Origin of the sequence: Pseudomonas sp. MF6776, assembly GCF_016613125.1 — a bacterium.
GTDB lineage: Bacteria > Pseudomonadota > Gammaproteobacteria > Pseudomonadales > Pseudomonadaceae > Aquipseudomonas > Aquipseudomonas iridis.
The window spans coordinates 25,340-40,861 of record NZ_JAENSQ010000016.1; the positions used below are offsets into that span (position 1 = coordinate 25,340).

The 15,522-nt window shown below is 60.2% G+C and carries 12 protein-coding genes; 5 read left to right on the forward strand and 7 right to left on the reverse strand.

From position 1 onward, the window contains the following. Nucleotides 1–113: 113 nt before the first annotated feature. From JJD74_RS18555 to JJD74_RS18570, 4 genes are all read right to left on the reverse strand, one after another. On the reverse strand, nt 114–1,157 hold the full coding sequence (locus tag JJD74_RS18555) for an ABC transporter substrate-binding protein (RefSeq protein WP_042561375.1): 1,044 nt from the start codon (nt 1,155–1,157) through the stop codon (nt 114–116). Nucleotides 1,158–1,205: 48 nt separating this feature from the next. Beyond that, the gene (locus JJD74_RS18560) at nt 1,206–2,330 is read right to left on the reverse strand and encodes an ABC transporter ATP-binding protein (RefSeq protein ID WP_200616517.1); all 1,125 of its coding nucleotides are present in this window, start codon (nt 2,328–2,330) and stop codon (nt 1,206–1,208) included. Between the two features lie 330 nt (nt 2,331–2,660). Continuing rightward, nucleotides 2,661–3,290, reverse strand: a complete 630-nt coding sequence (locus tag JJD74_RS18565; RefSeq protein ID WP_008147212.1) for a response regulator — start codon at nt 3,288–3,290, stop codon at nt 2,661–2,663. Nucleotides 3,291–3,400: 110 nt separating this feature from the next. Next, the gene (locus JJD74_RS18570; protein ID WP_200616518.1) at nt 3,401–5,797 is read right to left on the reverse strand and encodes a PAS domain-containing sensor histidine kinase; all 2,397 of its coding nucleotides are present in this window, start codon (nt 5,795–5,797) and stop codon (nt 3,401–3,403) included. A 73-nt stretch (nt 5,798–5,870) separates the two neighbouring features. Between JJD74_RS18570 and JJD74_RS18575 the strand changes: the two genes are divergently transcribed. Then, nucleotides 5,871–6,860 (forward strand): alpha/beta hydrolase family protein, encoded by a 990-nt coding sequence (locus JJD74_RS18575; RefSeq protein ID WP_200616519.1) that lies wholly within the window; start codon nt 5,871–5,873, stop codon nt 6,858–6,860. A 70-nt stretch (nt 6,861–6,930) separates the two neighbouring features. Here JJD74_RS18575 and JJD74_RS18580 read toward each other — a convergent pair whose 3' ends face one another. Genes JJD74_RS18580 through JJD74_RS18590 form a run of 3 tightly spaced genes read right to left on the reverse strand, consistent with a single transcriptional unit; the run spans nt 6,931 to nt 9,387 of the window. Then, the gene (locus tag JJD74_RS18580; RefSeq protein WP_042561379.1) at nt 6,931–7,698 is read right to left on the reverse strand and encodes a TerB family tellurite resistance protein; all 768 of its coding nucleotides are present in this window, start codon (nt 7,696–7,698) and stop codon (nt 6,931–6,933) included. A gap of 1 nt (nt 7,699) precedes the next feature. After that, nucleotides 7,700–8,371 carry an N-acetylmuramate alpha-1-phosphate uridylyltransferase MurU gene (murU, locus tag JJD74_RS18585; protein ID WP_200616520.1) on the reverse strand — a complete coding sequence of 224 codons (672 nt, stop codon included), beginning with the start codon at nt 8,369–8,371 and terminating at the stop codon, nt 7,700–7,702. Then, nucleotides 8,368–9,387: an aminoglycoside phosphotransferase family protein gene (locus JJD74_RS18590; protein WP_200616521.1), complete on the reverse strand. Its 1,020-nt coding sequence runs from the start codon at nt 9,385–9,387 to the stop codon at nt 8,368–8,370. The genes murU and JJD74_RS18590 overlap by 4 nt, the downstream gene beginning before the upstream one ends. A 131-nt stretch (nt 9,388–9,518) precedes the next feature. On the opposite strand from JJD74_RS18590, the gene JJD74_RS18595 reads away from it, so the two are divergent. The 4 genes from JJD74_RS18595 to rsmA are packed head-to-tail and all read left to right on the forward strand — an operon-like array spanning nt 9,519 to nt 15,430. Beyond that, nucleotides 9,519–12,332, forward strand: coding sequence for an LPS-assembly protein LptD (locus JJD74_RS18595; RefSeq protein ID WP_200616522.1), 2,814 nt, complete (start codon nt 9,519–9,521; stop codon nt 12,330–12,332). Then, nucleotides 12,307–13,629 (forward strand): peptidylprolyl isomerase SurA, encoded by a 1,323-nt coding sequence (gene surA, locus JJD74_RS18600; protein WP_200616523.1) that lies wholly within the window; start codon nt 12,307–12,309, stop codon nt 13,627–13,629. The genes JJD74_RS18595 and surA overlap by 26 nt, the downstream gene beginning before the upstream one ends. After that, nucleotides 13,626–14,615 carry a 4-hydroxythreonine-4-phosphate dehydrogenase PdxA gene (pdxA, locus tag JJD74_RS18605; protein WP_200616524.1) on the forward strand — a complete coding sequence of 330 codons (990 nt, stop codon included), beginning with the start codon at nt 13,626–13,628 and terminating at the stop codon, nt 14,613–14,615. Before surA ends, pdxA begins: the two co-directional genes overlap by 4 nt. After that, the gene (gene rsmA / locus JJD74_RS18610) at nt 14,612–15,430 is read left to right on the forward strand and encodes a 16S rRNA (adenine(1518)-N(6)/adenine(1519)-N(6))-dimethyltransferase RsmA (protein WP_115147186.1); all 819 of its coding nucleotides are present in this window, start codon (nt 14,612–14,614) and stop codon (nt 15,428–15,430) included. The genes pdxA and rsmA overlap by 4 nt, the downstream gene beginning before the upstream one ends. Nucleotides 15,431–15,522: the final 92 nt, after the last annotated feature.

Sequence of the window (15,522 nt, forward strand, 5' to 3'; positions counted from 1 at the left end):
TACCTGCTCGCGAAGAGGCCATCACATTCAACATCTATGCTGGCCGATCTACCGCTTTCGCGAGCAGGCTCGCTCCCACAGGGGTAGGCAAGCCCACCATCACCAGGCCTTGCTTATTTCGCCGCCCAGGAGTTGAAACGCTGCTCAAGCTGCTCGCCGTTGTCAGCCCAGAAGCTGACGTCGATCTGCACCTGGTTGGCGATGTTTTCCGGCGTGGTCGGCATGTCTTTCAGGACGTCCTTGGCAAGCAGCGGCACGGCTTGAGTGTTGGCCGGGCCGTAGGCGATGTTTTCCGAGTAGGTCTTCTGCTGCTGCGGCTGTACCGAGAAGGCGATGAATTTCTTCGCCGCTTCCGCACGCTTGGCGTCCAGACCTTTCGGGATGGCCCATGCGTCGAAGTCGTAGATTCCGCCGTTCCACACCACTTTCAGGTTGGATTCTTTCTGCACCGCAGCAATCCGGCCGTTGTAAGCCGAGCTCATGACCACGTCACCGGAAGCGAGATATTGCGGCGGCTGCGCGCCGGCCTCCCACCACTGAATGCTTGGCTTCAGCTCATCGAGTTTCTTGAACGCGCGATCCTGACCGCCCTTGCTGGCCAGTTCCTTGTAGACGTCTTTCGGCGCCACGCCGTCGGCCATCAAGGCGAACTCGAGAGTGTACTTGGCACCTTTGCGCAGGCCACGCTTGCCCGGGAATTTCTTGGTGTCCCAGAAATCGACCCAACTGGTTGGCGCGGTTTTCAGCTTGTCGGCGTTGTACGCGAGCACGGTGGACCATACGAAGAAACCTACGCCGCACGGCTGAATCGCGCCTTTGACGTAGTCTTCGGTCTTGCCGAACAGTGCAGGGTCCAGTGGCTCGAACATGTCTTCGTCGCAGCCACGGGACAGTTCTGGCGACTCAACTTCCACCAGATCCCACGACACGCTCTTGGTGTCGACCATGGCTTTGACCTTGGCCATTTCACCGTTGTACTCGCCAGCAACGATCTTGCCGTTGCCCGCCGCTTCCCACGGTGCATAGAAGGCTTTGACTTGCGCAGCCTTGTTCGCCCCGCCAAACGACACCACGGTCAAATCCGGGCCAGCAGCCATTGCGCTTGCCGCACCCATCAGGCCCAGGGTCAGGGCGGTGAACTTCAGGGATCTCAACATTTATTGTTCTCTCCACGTGCAGGGTTGGTGTTGGTATTGCCGGGGCGATCAGTTCGCCTCTAAAAGAGGATCAAGCGCGCGAACGTGCTCGACCTGCCAGCCAAGCGGAACCACGTCGCCGACGCTGAGCCCTGGATCGAGCTCGGCAATCGGTTGTTTCACGAAGAAGTCGGTCTTGCCGCAGACTTCCAGGCGCACCCGGACGTGGTCGCCCAGATAGATGAATTCCGCCACCCTCCCTGAGAAGCGGTTAACGCATTGATCACTCGAACCGTTGAGGCTGACGCGTTCCGGACGGATCGACAGGGTCACCGGTTCGCCGGTCTGGCCGACGTTGACCGCCAGCGCCTCGACCTTCTCGCCACGACCCAACTCGACCACGCAGCGCTCGCCGTTCTGGCTGATCAACCGGCCGTTGAGGCGGTTGTTCTCACCGATGAAGTTGGCGACGAAGGTGTTTTTCGGTTCTTCGTAGAGGCTGCGCGGCGGTGCAATCTGCTGGATTTCGCCCTGATGGAACACGGCCACGCGGTCGGACATGGTCAGTGCTTCGCCCTGATCGTGGGTCACGTAGACCACGGTCACGCCGAGGCGCTGGTGCAGGTGTTTGATTTCCATCTGCATGTGTTCACGCAGTTGTTTGTCGAGGGCGCCGAGGGGTTCGTCCATCAGCACCAGTTGCGGTTCGAACACCAACGCGCGGGCCAGCGCCACACGTTGCTGCTGGCCGCCGGACAACTGCGCCGGATAACGCTGGGCGAAGGCATCGAGCTGGACCATGCTCAGGACTTTTTTCACCTTGTCGCTGACGTCGCTCTTGTTCAGCCCGCGCACGCTCAACGGGAACGCGAGGTTTTCGGCCACGGTCATGTGCGGGAACAAGGCGTAGTTCTGAAACACCATGCCGATATCGCGCTTGTGCGGCGGCACGTTGTTGATCGAGCGACCGGCCAGCAGAATTTCACCGGCGGTCGGGGTTTCGAAACCGGCGAGCATCATCAGGCTGGTGGTCTTGCCGGAACCGGACGGCCCGAGCAGGGTGAGGAATTCGCCTTTGCGAATGTCCAGGTTGAGGTCTTTGACGATCAGGTTCTCGCCGTCGTAGCTCTTCTGCACTCCACGAAAGCTGACCAGCACATCACTGGCTCCTGCGCTTGTATCGACCTGGCTCATACCCACACCTTTGTTGTTGATGACTGCTTGTGTATCCAGCCTAGTGGCTGGCGGCAGCCACGCAAATCGGGGCGCAGGAGAGAATCGCCTCAGCCGTATGGAAGGTTGGGGGTAGGGATCGCCCTACAAGGATGGCGCGCATTGGCAAGCCAGCGGCGAGCGACAAGCTGCGAGCCGCAAGAACCCGCAAAAGCGGCTGTCGCTAACAGATATGCCCACACACCCCCCTGGTAGGAGCTGCCGAAGACTGCGATCTTTTGATCTTGTTTTTTAAGATCAAGATCAAAAGTTCGCAGCCTTCGGCAGCTCCTACAGAGGATCGCGTTCAGGTCAGAGAAGTTTGTGTTCCATCGCGTACTTCACCAGTTCCGCCAGTGAAGTGATATTGAGCTTCTGCATCAGCCGCGCCTTGTGCGTGCTGATGGTTTTACTGCTCAGGGCCAGTTGCTGGGCGATGTCGTTGACGTTGGCGCCCTGGGCTAGGCGCTCGAACACCGAGAACTCGCGTTCGGACAACAGCGAATGCAACGGCCGCGAATCCGTCAGGCCGACTTCGAAGACCATGCGGTCAGCCAGATCCGGATCGATATAACGCCCGCCCGCCGCAACTTTACGAATGGCAGTGAGCAGCAGCGCCGGATCACTGTCCTTGGTCGCGTAACCCGCGGCGCCGATCTTCAGCGCACGTGCGGCCATTTGCGCTTCGTCGTGCATCGACAGCACCAGAATCGCTGGCGGATTATTCAGCGCGCGGATTCGCGGTATCGCTTCCAGTCCGTTGACCCCTGGCATGGAGATGTCGAGCAAGACCACTTCGCACGGGACATGGCGCAGGGTCTCGAGCAATTGTTCGCCATTGCTCGCCTCCCCCACCACCAGCAGATCCTTGGCCAGGCCGATCAATTGCTTGATGCCTTCGCGGACGATGGTGTGGTCTTCGGCTACCAGTACTCGGATCACGTTCTTCTCCACTTCAAAATTCACGAGCAGGCTCGCTCCCTCAGGGAAATGCATTCCAACGTAGGAGCGAGCCTGCTCGCGAAGAGGCCAGCATCAACACCACTCAACCATCAGGCTTCATCCACCGGCACCCACACCATCAGACTGGTGCCTTCCCCCGGCTCACTTTCAAGCGCAAACCGCCCGCCCATGATCAGCACCCGCTCACGTATGCCTACCAAACCAAACGAAGTCGGCCGGCCAGCAGCGGCGACAAATCCTACGCCATCATCGCTGACTGTCAGACACAATTCGTCGCCTGCCAGCACCAGCGTGAGTTCCACAGTATGCGCCTGGGCATGACGCATCACATTGGTCAGCGCCTCTTGCAGGATCCGGAACAAACCAATCGCCTTGGCATCACTGAGCGGTGGCAGATTGTCCGGTACCTGCACCAGGCACGGAATCTGCGTCCGCGCTTCGAATCTTCGCGCCTGCCACTCGATTGCCGAGGCAATCCCGGCATCGAGAATCGGCGGCCGCAACGCGGTCGCCACATCGCGCACCAGCTGAAACAGCTGGGCGATCAGGCGTTTCATGCTGTTCAGCCGCTCGTGCAGACCGGGATCGAGTTGCGCGTAGGCCAATTCGCACATCGATGTCTCCAGCTTCAGCACCGTGAGCATTTGCCCCAACTCGTCGTGTACCTCGCGGGCGATCCGCGCCTTCTCTTCCTCGCGCACGCTTTCAAGGTGCGCCGACAGTTCGCGCAGTTGCTCGCGCGATGACGCCAGTTCCAGCTCGATGCGCTTGCTCTCGGTGATGTCCCAGACAATGCCGTCCCAGACATAAGCGCCATCTTCAAGCTGTCGGGTGATCGCCTTGATTTCGGCCCAACGCTGCACCCCTTGGCGCGTGAGGATTCGCCCCTGCCACGACCAGTCGCTATCGGTGTCCAGCGCCTGATCCTGGGTCTGGTGATAACTGGCCTTGTCGTCCGGATGCACCAGACTGCGCAGGCCCATGTCGCGGTGAGCGATGGCCGCCGGGGCATAACCGACCAGACTTTCGCTGCCCTCGGATATATAGGCAAAGTCGATTTGCCCGGTGACCGGCGCCCGCTCCAGACGGAACACCAGCCCCGGCACGTTGGCGGCGATGCCTTGCAGTCGCGCCTCGCTTTCCTGCAACGCGGCCAGTGCACGACGACGGTCGGTGACGTCGGTGAGGTAAACCACCAGATATTCGCTGTCACGAAAGCGCAAGAAACTCAGCGACACGTCCGCCGGCAAAACACTGCCATCCGCGCGCACGCAACTGGTTTCGAAACTCTGCGGCCCTTCTTCACTGGCTCGCGCGCGTTTCCACAGGTTGAGCCAACGGTCCATGTGCAGGCCCGGTTCGAAGTCGATCAACGGCCGTTCGATCAACCCACCCGAGGGGTAACCGAGCATGTTGTCTGCCGCCCGATTGGCGTACCGCACGTGGCTGTCCCAGTTGACCCAAAGAATGCCGACGGTGCTTTGATCGATGGAAAACTGCGTCAGACGCAAGGCTTCTTCGCTAGCTGCGCGCAGGGCAATGTCTTCGCGGGCGGCGAGCAGACGCTGTTCGAGACTGCGCTGCTGACGCCGCTGCCAGAACACAATCGCCATGCAACTGAGCAACATGACGGCGAACAACAGACTGAGGTTCTGCCAAAACCCAGGCGACTCCGACAACCTCGGATACTTGGGTTGCAGCCATTGATTGTGCAGGCGTTCCAGATCCTTGGCCGGAATCGCCCGCAATGCGCTCTGGACGATACCGGCCAGCTGCGGCCAATCGCGCCGCGAAGCCACGCGCAGCAGTTGCGGCAGACCGATGTCGCCAACCACCACCAGTTCGGCGAACTCCGGTTCCACTGACAGCCGACCGAGCTGCGCTTCATCGACCACCGCGTAAGAGGCCTGCTGACTCAACAACAGCTGCAACGCCTGACGCTCCAGCGGCACGCCTTGCAGGTTCAGATGCGGATAGTTGCCGCGCAAATAGTCGGCAGTAGTACTCGGCATGCGCACGGCGACGCGGGTCTGGCCGTCGAGCTTTTCCAGATCCACCACACCGCTGGCCTTCTGATCGCTGACCACCAGTTGCGGCACGCGCATGTACGGATCGGAAAACTGCCACAGGCGCAGCGCACTGGGTGTCTGGGTCAGCCCTGGGGCGATATCGACTTCGCCATCGCGCACCGCCGCTTCCAATTGCGCCAGATCCTGAAAATTGCGCCAGCTCAGCTCAACATTGAGTGCCTGGGCGAGCAACTTCATCAGTTCGACATTGGCCCCGGACAACCGCTGCAAGCGTCGGTCGTATTGCGCGTACGGTGCCTGCAACACCAGGCCGACGCGCAATTCGTTGTGCTGCACGAGCCATTGCTGCTCACTCGCCGACAATTGCGCAACGTGCGCCGGTGGCGCAGGCGCCGCCCAGCCCATCAAGGGAAACCACAAACAGCCGATAACCCACAGGCAGTGAAAACGCTTCATTGAAGTCTCTTGAACTGACAAATTCTGACCAACCCATTAGGCTGCCGGGATACTTTCTGGCCTGGAATAACCGATGCCCTCTGTTTACCGCCTGGCAATGCCAGCATTGTGCCTGTCGCTGATCCTGCCTTGTGCGTTTTCCGTCAACGCCGCCGATCCGGCCCCGGCCGCCGCAGCGGAAAAACCCGCTGAAGAAAAACCGGCCGAACGTCAGCCACTGCTTGAGCGTAGTCAGGAAGAAGCCGCAGCACTTGAACGTAAAGTGCCGGCGCAAGAACAACAACAGTTGCAGGCGGCCAGCGAGACCTTCCTGGCCCTGTGGAAACCGGCCAACACCGCCGATCCCAAAGGCGCAGTGATTATCGTCCCGGGCGCGGGCGAGACCGCTGACTGGCCTCAAGCAATCGGCCCTTTGCGGCAGAAGTTGCCGAACGCCGAGTGGAGCAGCCTGAGTATTACCCTGCCCGATCTGCAAAGCGATGCGGTCGCGCCGCGGGTAGTCGAAGCCGCAGCGGCGCCGAAAGCGCCGGAAACTGGCAGTAAGGATGCCACCACGGCGCAACCCATCGAACAGGCTGCAGGCGGTGAAGCGGAAGTCGCCGATCAAGTGGTGGCCGAGACGACTGAAGAACAGTCCAAAGCCGATGCCGAACGGATCTTCGCGCGGCTCGACGCAGCCATTGCCTACGCCGAACAGCAAAGCGCACGACGCATTGTTGTGCTCGGCCACGGCACCGGCGCCTATTGGGCAGCGCGTTACCTGAGCGAGCGGCAGACAGCACAGGTGGAGAAATTCGTCATGGTCGACGCGCAGGCACCGGCCAAGGCCAAACCGCCACTGGCGGAACTGACGCCAACGCTGAAGCTGCCGACGGCGGATATCTTCTATATGGATAAACCACTGGATCGACATGCGGCGTTGGAGCGTATGCAAGCGAGCAAGCGTTTGAAGACCCCGGCATTCAGCCAGGTGGCGCTTAGGGCGTTGCCGGACAACAAGGCCGAGCAGGAACAGTTGTTCCGTCGGGTGCGCGGCTGGTTGAATCCGCAGACTCCGGACTGACCAAAGCAAAAGCAAAAGATCGTCCGAAGGCTCGGGCCGCGATCGGACGATCTTTTGACCTTAAAAATGCCTAACGAAAATCCCGCCGCTCACGAATCAACGTATAGGCACTGTGCAGTTCCCGAGTCCTATCGGTCGCCTCACGCACCTGCGCAGGGGTCGCGCCGCTGCCAGCGATCTTGTCCGGATGATGACGACTGAGCAGTCGTCGATAAGCCCGTTTGATCTGCGCCGGCTCGCTGCTCGCCGACACGCCGAGCAAACGCATCGCTTGCTGATAAGTCACCGCTGCACTGACGATGGGCCGCTTACCCGGTTCGTAATCGCTGGCCAGCGCTTGCACCTGCTGAGGCGTCCAGCCCAGCCACTTGCCCCACTGCGCCAACAACTCGCGCTCACTGACGCCGGCCCGGCCGTCAGCCCAGACCATGCGCCAACAGGCACGCAACACCCCTTCGGTAGCATGGGGTTGCGCACTCAGACGCCGCAGATACCCGCGCAGATTATCGCCACCCGACTTACCGCGATTGAACGCAGCGATCGCGCGACGCATTGCCGGCTCGCTCATTTCCAGCGCGCGCATCTCGTTACGTGCCTGCTGAATATGCCCGTCCCTGACTTGCCCGTCGCTCTTGGCCAGACGTCCGAGCAACACAAAAAGCAGCTCGTCGTTGCGCAACATCGGCCGGCCGCCGAGCTTTTCCCTTAAATGCCCCCAGCTCTGCAAGTGCAGACGCCGATCAAGCGCCTGCCCCAACAACGCCCCAAGCATGGCCCCCGGAATGCTGGCGATTGCAAAACCCGCCCCGGCTCCAATCAGAGTCCCTGGCCACAACATATCAGCGACTCGCTTCTATCAAGGTTTCAGCTTCGGCCAGACGCTCATGCGTACCGACATCCACCCAATGACCTTTCAGGCGCTCGCCCGTCACCTCACCGTCCGCCATGGCTTTGCGCAGGAGCGGCGCCAGTTTGAAAGCCCCGTCCGCGCAGCCATCGAACAACTGCGGATGCAGCACCGCGATGCCGCTGTAGGTCAGCGTCGCGGCGTTCGGTTGGCCGTCGATGACCTGCCCCTCCACCAACGAAAAATCGCCGGTCGGGTGATGCGCCGGGTTATCCGCCAGCACCAGATGCGCCAGGCCGTTGATCGGCTGATGCAGCACGCTGAAGTCGTAATCGGTCCAGATATCACCGTTGACCACCAGAAACGCATCGTCGCCAAGCAGCGGCAGCGCGCGGAAAATTCCGCCGCCGGTCTCCAGCGGCTCACCTTCCGGCGAGTACTGGATGCACAAGCCAAACTGCGAACCGTCGCCCAGATAATCCTCGATCTGCTGACCGAGCCAGGCGTGATTGATCACGATTTCGTTGAAGCCGGCCGCAGCGAGGGCGCGCAGGTGGTATTCGATCAGCGGAACACCGCCGGCACGCACCAGCGGTTTCGGAGTGGACAGGGTCAGCGGGCGCATGCGCTCGCCTTTGCCTGCCGCCAGAATCATGGCCTTCATGCCGTCGCTCCGCCACGCAGGCTGGTAAACAGCGCTTGCAGTTCTGCCAGTTCGGGACGCCGAGCGATCACTGCTTCTATATAGGAGAAGAAACGCGGCACATCGGCGAGGTAGCGTGGCTTGCCATCGCGATGGCAAATCCGCGCGAAGATGCCGATGACTTTCAGGTGGCGCTGCACGCCCATGAGGTCGCTGGCGCGCAGGAAGTCTTCGAAGTCCGGCTGCACCGGTATGTCCAGCGCCGAGGCTTGCTGCCAGTAGCTTTCCAGCCAGCCGCGTACGCGCTCTTCAGGCCAGCTGAGGAAGGCGTCCTTGAACAGGCAGGTCACGTCGTAGGTGACAGGGCCATAGACCGCGTCCTGAAAATCAAGCACGCCGGGGTTCGGCTCGCTGAGCATCAGGTTGCGCGGCATGTAGTCGCGGTGCACCAGCACTTTGGGCTGCGCCAGCGCACTGTCGATCAACAAGTCGCTGATGCGCTGCCACTGCTGCTGTTGGGTCGAATCGAGTTCGACGCCCAGTTCACGCTTCACGTACCACTCGGGGAACAGTTCCAGCTCGCGGCGCAGCAATGCAACGTCGTAACTCGGCAGCGGCGCGACCATCGGCAACTGCTGAAAAGCCAGCAGCGCCTGCAAGGCATCGCTGAACAATGCGTCGGCATTTTCGCTGTCGATCACGTCCAGATAAGTCTTGTTGCCTAGGTCATTGAGCAAAAGAAATCCACGTTCGAGGTCTTCGGCATAAATTTTTGGCACATTTATTCCGGATTTCGCCAGCAAAAATGCGATATCCACGAACGGTTTGCAGTTTTCCTGGGGGGGCGGCGCGTCCATCACGACGAAACTGCGACCCTCGCCTTCCCAACGGAAGTAACGGCGGAAACTCGCGTCGCTACTGGCCGCGGTCAACGTGGCCGGGGGCACGGCGCCCCAGCCCTGATCTGCAAACAGGATTGCCAACTGCTCATCGAGCCAAACTTTCAGGTGTTGCAAGCGTACATCTTGGTCAGGCATTGCAAGGGTCTCCGACGGCGCTAGCCGTCAAGCGGGTCATGCTTTATTATCCAGCATCTTTTTCAGACCATCGAGAGGCGTGCGGCCCACCACCGCGGGCAGATGGCACGCAGGAAGCCCGGACTAATAAGATGGCATTGAAATCCCCCGCGTTTCGTAAAAAATTTCCATTGTTGGTAACCGGCAGTCTGCTGGCTATGCAACCTCTGGCCAGTCAATTCGTTGTTGCCGCCGAGCAGTATGACTGCTCCGTATCGGCTACGGGTGGTTGGGACTGTGCGCCCAAGACGTCGGCGGCTGCATTGCCACCACGTCCAGTGCATGACGGCAGTGCCGTCAGCGCCACCGGCGATGCCCCGAGCGATAAAGGTTCGGTTGCCGACAATGGCGCCAAGCCAACGCTGGTCACCGAAGCCAAAGGCCGTGGGTTGAAATCCCGTAGCGAAGACTTCAGTCACCTCGACTGGGTTCCGCGCGAGAAGCTCACCGCCGCCCAACTGGCCGAAACCGGCCCGTACTGCTCCGGTGCCTACATCGAACCCACTCGTCCTGGCATGAATGACAAGACGAGCAAAAGCGATGCTCCGACCTTTATCGGCGCAAAAGCTTCGCGCTATAACACCGATGATCAAGTTGGTACGCTGGCCGGTGATGTCGTCCTGCGTCAGGGCAGCATGCAGGTCGAGTCCGACGAGGCCAGCCTGTATCAGGCCGAGAGCCGCGCCGAACTCAATGGCGATGTGCGTATCCGTGATAACGGCGCACTGATCGTCGGCGACCATGCCGACGTGCAGCTCGACACCGGTGAAGCCAAGGTCGACAACGCCGAATACGTGATGCACAAATCGCGCATTCGCGGTAGCGCCCTGTACGCCAAGCGTGCAGAGAACGCGATCATCCGCTTGAAGGACGGCACGTACACCACGTGCGAACCGAACAGCAACGCCTGGCAGCTCAAGGGCAACAACATCACCTTGAACCCGGCCACCGGCTTCGGCACCGCGACCAACGTGACGCTGCGCGTAAAAGACATTCCGATTCTGTACACGCCGTACATCTACTTCCCGATCGATGACCGTCGCCAGTCCGGCTTCCTGCCGCCGACCATTGGCACCAGCACCGATACCGGCTTCACACTGGTGACTCCGTACTACTTCAACCTGGCGCCGAACTACGACGCCACGTTGTATCCGCGCTACATGAGCAAGCGTGGCATGTTGGTGGAAGGCGAGTTCCGTTACCTGACCAAGTCGAGTGAAGGCCAGTTCGGCGCTGCTTACCTGAATGATGACGACACCGAGCGCAGCAAGCAGACCGATTACGAAAAAACCCGCTACATGTACAACTGGCAGCACAAGGGCGGTCTCGACTCCCGCGTGCTCACCCAAGTGGATTACACCAAGATCAGCGATCCGTATTACTTCCAGGATCTGGAAACCGATCAGATTGGCGTGAAGTCCAGCGACTTCGTGAATCAGCAGGGTTCGGTCACCTATCGTGGCGACAGCTACACCGCACGCTTGAATGCTCAGCAGTACCAACTGGCCACTGTTTCGAACATCACACCGTATGGTCGTCTGCCGCAGATCACCTTCAATGGTCAGCTGCCGTATCATCCGGAAGGCTTGAATTTCGATTACGAGACCGAGATTGTGCGGTTTGATCGTGATTTGAAAACTGGCAATTTCATCGACGAAAATGGGAATGCAGCGCCACGTCTGGATACCAACGTTTCAGGTCTGGCTCGCGCCAACGGCGATCGCCTGAACCTGAAGCCTGGCGTCAGCCTGCCGATGAACTGGACTTATGGCTTCCTGAAGCCATCGCTCAAGTATCAGTACACCCAATACCAGCTTGATCTGGACGGTACCGGCAAGTCGCAGATCGTTGCTCAGCAAAATGCGGCAGCGACAGCAGGTACTGACTATGTAGGCGGTAAGTTCGATAGCAACCAAAACCGTGGCGTACCAATCGCCAGCATCGACAGCGGTCTGTATTTCGACCGCAACACGTCGTACTTCGGCAAAAATTACCGCCAGACGCTGGAACCACGTCTGTTCTACCTCTATGTACCTGAGGTCGACCAGGAAGACATTCCAGTATTCGACACCAGCGAAAACACTTTCAATTACACCTCGCTGTTCCGTGACAACCGCTTCTCCGGCTCCGACCGTGTCGGCGACGAGAACAAACTGTCGCTGGGCGTGACCAGCCGCTGGATCGAGGACAACGGTTTCGAGCGTCAACGCATCAGCGTTGGTCAGGCCCTGTACTTCAAGGATCGTGAAGTCCAACTGCCAGGCATCGATGCCAAAACCCGTGACGACGCGCAATCCAACGTCTCGCCGTACGCCCTGGAATACGAATACCGCTGGAATCGCGATTGGCGCACCACAGCTGACTACAACTGGGATCCGGACAGCCGCAGCCCGCGTTCGGGTAGTGCGATGTTCCACTACCAGCCTGAAGACAACCCGAACAAGGTTATCAACGTCGGCTATCGCTATCGCAATGACCAGGTTCGTTACGACCAGAACACCGGTAAATGGTCGGTGGGTGGTGGCGACTACGGCACCCCAGGCCAACCTGGCTACGTGAAGGACTACTACAAGATCCAGCAGCATGACTTCTCGGTCATCTGGCCGATCGTTCCACAGTGGAACGCAATCAGCCGCTGGCAGTACGACTACAACCGTAACCGTACCCTGGAAGCCTTCGGTGGTTTCGAGTACGACAACTGCTGCTGGAAATTGCGCCTGATCAACCGTTACTGGGTTTCCTACGACGAATTCAGTCAGGAAGCTCCGCAAAACGAAAAAGGCGACCATGGCGTCTTCCTCCAAATTGTTCTGAAGGGACTCGGCGGCCTCACTGGCGCCAAAGTAGAGAGCTTCCTCGACAAAGGCATCCAAGGTTATCGTGAACGTGAAGACCAAGCTTTCTGATTGTCTGCGCCCGCTGATGCTGGGCGCGCTGTTCCTGGGTACTGCGGCCAACGCCGCAGTACAGTCCATCGATAAAGTGGTTGCGATCGTCGACAACGACGTGGTCATGCAGAGCCAACTGGACCAACGCGTCCACGAAGTTCAGCAGACCATCGCCAAGCGTGGTGGCGGCTCGCCGCCACCGGGCGTTCTGGATCAGCAGGTGCTCGAGCGCCTGATCGTCGAAAACCTGCAACTGCAGATCGGCGAACGTTCCGGCATTCGCATCACCGACGAAGAACTGAACCAGGCGGTTGGCACCATCGCCCAGCGCAACAACATGTCCGTGGATCAGTTCCGCTCGGCTCTGGCTCGCGACGGCCTGTCTTATGACGACGCCCGCGACCAGATCCGCCGCGAGATGATCATCAGCCGTGTGCGTCAGCGCCGTGTAGCCGAACGCATTCAGGTGTCCGAGCAGGAAGTGAAAAACTTCCTCGCCTCCGACCTGGGCAAGATGCAACTGTCCGAAGAACTGCACCTGGCCAACATCCTGATTCCGACCCCGGAAAGCGCCAACTCTGAAGCGATTCAGAACGCCGCGCGCCAGGCCATGGAGGTTTACCAGCAGCTCAAGCAAGGCGCTGACTTCGGTCAGATGGCCGTGGCCAAGTCTGCCAGCGACAACGCGCTGGAAGGCGGCGACATGGGCTGGCGTAAAGCCGCGCAATTGCCACCTCCGTTCGATCGCGAACTGAGCAGCATGGCCGTCGGCGACATCACTCAGCCTGCACGCACCCCGGGTGGCTTCATCATCCTGAAGCTGCTGGCCAAGCGTGGTGGCGAAGCCCAAACGCGTGACGAGGTGCATGTGCGCCACATCCTGGTCAAGCCGAGCCCGATTCGCGACGAAGCGAAAACCAAAGCCTTGGTCGAGTCGCTTTACTCTCGTATCGAAGCTGGCGAAGACTTCGCCGCACTGGCCAAAAGCTATTCGGAAGACCCGGGATCAGCCCTCAACGGCGGCGACCTGAACTGGATCGACCCGAACGTACTGGTTCCGGAATTCCGTCAAGTGATGGCCAATACCCCACAAGGTCAGCTGTCCAAGCCGTTCCAGACCCAATACGGCTGGCACGTTCTGGAAGTCCTTGGCCGTCGCGCCACCGACAGCACCGAACAGGCCCGCGAGCAGCAAGCCATGACCGTACTGCGTAACCGCAAATACGACGAAGAGCTGCAAACCTGGCTGCGTCAGATCCGTGACGAAGCGTACGTAGAGATCAAACTCCCTGGTGCAGACCAGGCAGCGCAGTGAAACCCAAGCGTTTCGCGCTGACACCCGGCGAACCAGCCGGCATCGGTCCCGACCTGTGCCTGCTGCTCGCCTCGCAAGTCCAGCCACACCCCCTGATTGCCATCACCAGCCGCGACCTGCTCCTTGAGCGGGCCGCGCAGCTGGGGCTGGCCGTCAATCTGCTGGAAGTCGGGCCGAGTCACTGGCCTGACGCTCCGGCACCGGCTAACAGTCTCTATGTCTGGGATACACCCCTCAGCGCACCTGTGGTCGCCGGACAACTGGACAAGGCCAATGCCGCTTTCGTCCTCGAGACCCTGACCCGCGCCGGCAACGGCTGCCTCAACGGCGACTTCGCCGGGATGATCACTGCACCCGTCCACAAGGGCGTGATCAACGAGTCGGGTATAACGTTTTCCGGACACACCGAATTTCTGGCTGACCTGACCCGTACCTCCCAGGTGGTGATGATGCTTGCCACGCGTGGTTTGCGCGTAGCTCTGGTCACCACTCACCTGCCCCTGCGCGAGATTGCCGATGCAATAACGCCGGAGCGGCTGGAGCGGGTCACGCGGATTCTGCACGCCGACCTGCAGGAAAAATTCGGCATTGCCCAGCCTCGCATTCTGGTGTGCGGGCTCAACCCGCACGCCGGTGAAGGCGGACATCTGGGCCATGAAGAAATCGACATCATCGAACCTACATTAGAGCGCCTGCGCGGCGAGGGCATGGATCTTCGTGGCCCGCTGCCAGCCGACACTCTGTTTACCCCCAAATATCTGGAGCACTGCGATGCAGTGCTGGCGATGTACCACGACCAGGGCCTGCCCGTGCTGAAGTACAAAGGCTTCGGCGCCGCGGTCAACGTGACCCTGGGCCTGCCGATCATCCGTACTTCGGTTGACCACGGCACCGCCCTCGATCTGGCTGGCAGCGGCAAGATCGACACCGGCAGCCTGCAAGTCGCCCTGGAAACCGCCTACCAGATGGCCGAGACCCGTTTATGACCGAGCAATACCAACACAAGGCGCGCAAACGCTTTGGCCAGAACTTCCTGCACGATGCCGGCGTCATCGACCGCATTCTGCGCTCCATCAGCGCCAAGCCTACAGATCGCCTGCTGGAGATCGGCCCGGGCCAGGGCGCATTGACCGCCGGCCTGCTGAATTCCGGTGGGCAACTGGACGTGGTGGAACTGGACAAGGATCTGATACCGATCCTCAACCAGCAGTTTGCCGGCAAGAGCAATTTCAACCTGCATCAAGGCGATGCGCTGAAGTTCGACTTCAATACACTCAACGCCGAGCCGAACAGCCTGCGTGTGGTTGGCAACCTGCCGTACAACATCTCCACGCCGCTGATTTTCCACCTGCTGAACAACGCCGGCATCATTCGCGACATGCACTTCATGCTGCAGAAGGAAGTGGTCGAGCGTCTGGCCGCAGGTCCTGGTGGTGGTGACTGGGGTCGTCTGTCGATCATGGTTCAGTACCACTGCCGCGTAGAACACCTGTTCAACGTCGGGCCGGGCGCGTTCAATCCGCCGCCGAAGGTCGATTCGGCCATCGTTCGTCTGGTGCCGCACGCGGTACTGCCGCACCCGGCCAAGGATCATCGTTTGCTGGAGCGCGTCGTGCGCGAAGCCTTCAACCAGCGCCGCAAGACTCTGCGTAACACGCTCAAGCAATTGATGAGCAATGCCGAGATCGAAGCCGCCGGTGTCGATGGCAGCCTGCGCCCGGAACAACTCGACCTGGCGGCCTTCGTGCGCCTGGCCGACAAGCTCAGCGAGCAAGTCCCTGAAGCTCCCGCCGCCGACTGACCGGCGATGAACGCTATCGGGCAGGACGCCACTCTGGTTTACTGCCCGATACTTGCCTAGACTGAATCCCCATCAGCTACGCCCCGCGTTCC

Coding starts and splice junctions, on each gene's coding strand:
- JJD74_RS18555 (WP_042561375.1), bottom strand. CDS start 1,157: ATGTTGAGATCCCTGAAGTTCACCGCCCTGACCCTGGGCCTGATGGGT.
- JJD74_RS18560 (WP_200616517.1), bottom strand. CDS start 2,330: ATGAGCCAGGTCGATACAAGCGCAGGAGCCAGTGATGTGCTGGTCAGC.
- JJD74_RS18570 (WP_200616518.1), bottom strand. CDS start 5,797: ATGAAGCGTTTTCACTGCCTGTGGGTTATCGGCTGTTTGTGGTTTCCC.
- JJD74_RS18575 (WP_200616519.1), top strand. CDS start 5,871: ATGCCCTCTGTTTACCGCCTGGCAATGCCAGCATTGTGCCTGTCGCTG.
- JJD74_RS18580 (WP_042561379.1), bottom strand. CDS start 7,698: ATGTTGTGGCCAGGGACTCTGATTGGAGCCGGGGCGGGTTTTGCAATC.
- murU (WP_200616520.1), bottom strand. CDS start 8,371: ATGAAGGCCATGATTCTGGCGGCAGGCAAAGGCGAGCGCATGCGCCCG.
- JJD74_RS18590 (WP_200616521.1), bottom strand. CDS start 9,387: ATGCCTGACCAAGATGTACGCTTGCAACACCTGAAAGTTTGGCTCGAT.
- JJD74_RS18595 (WP_200616522.1), top strand. CDS start 9,519: ATGGCATTGAAATCCCCCGCGTTTCGTAAAAAATTTCCATTGTTGGTA.
- rsmA (WP_115147186.1), top strand. CDS start 14,612: ATGACCGAGCAATACCAACACAAGGCGCGCAAACGCTTTGGCCAGAAC.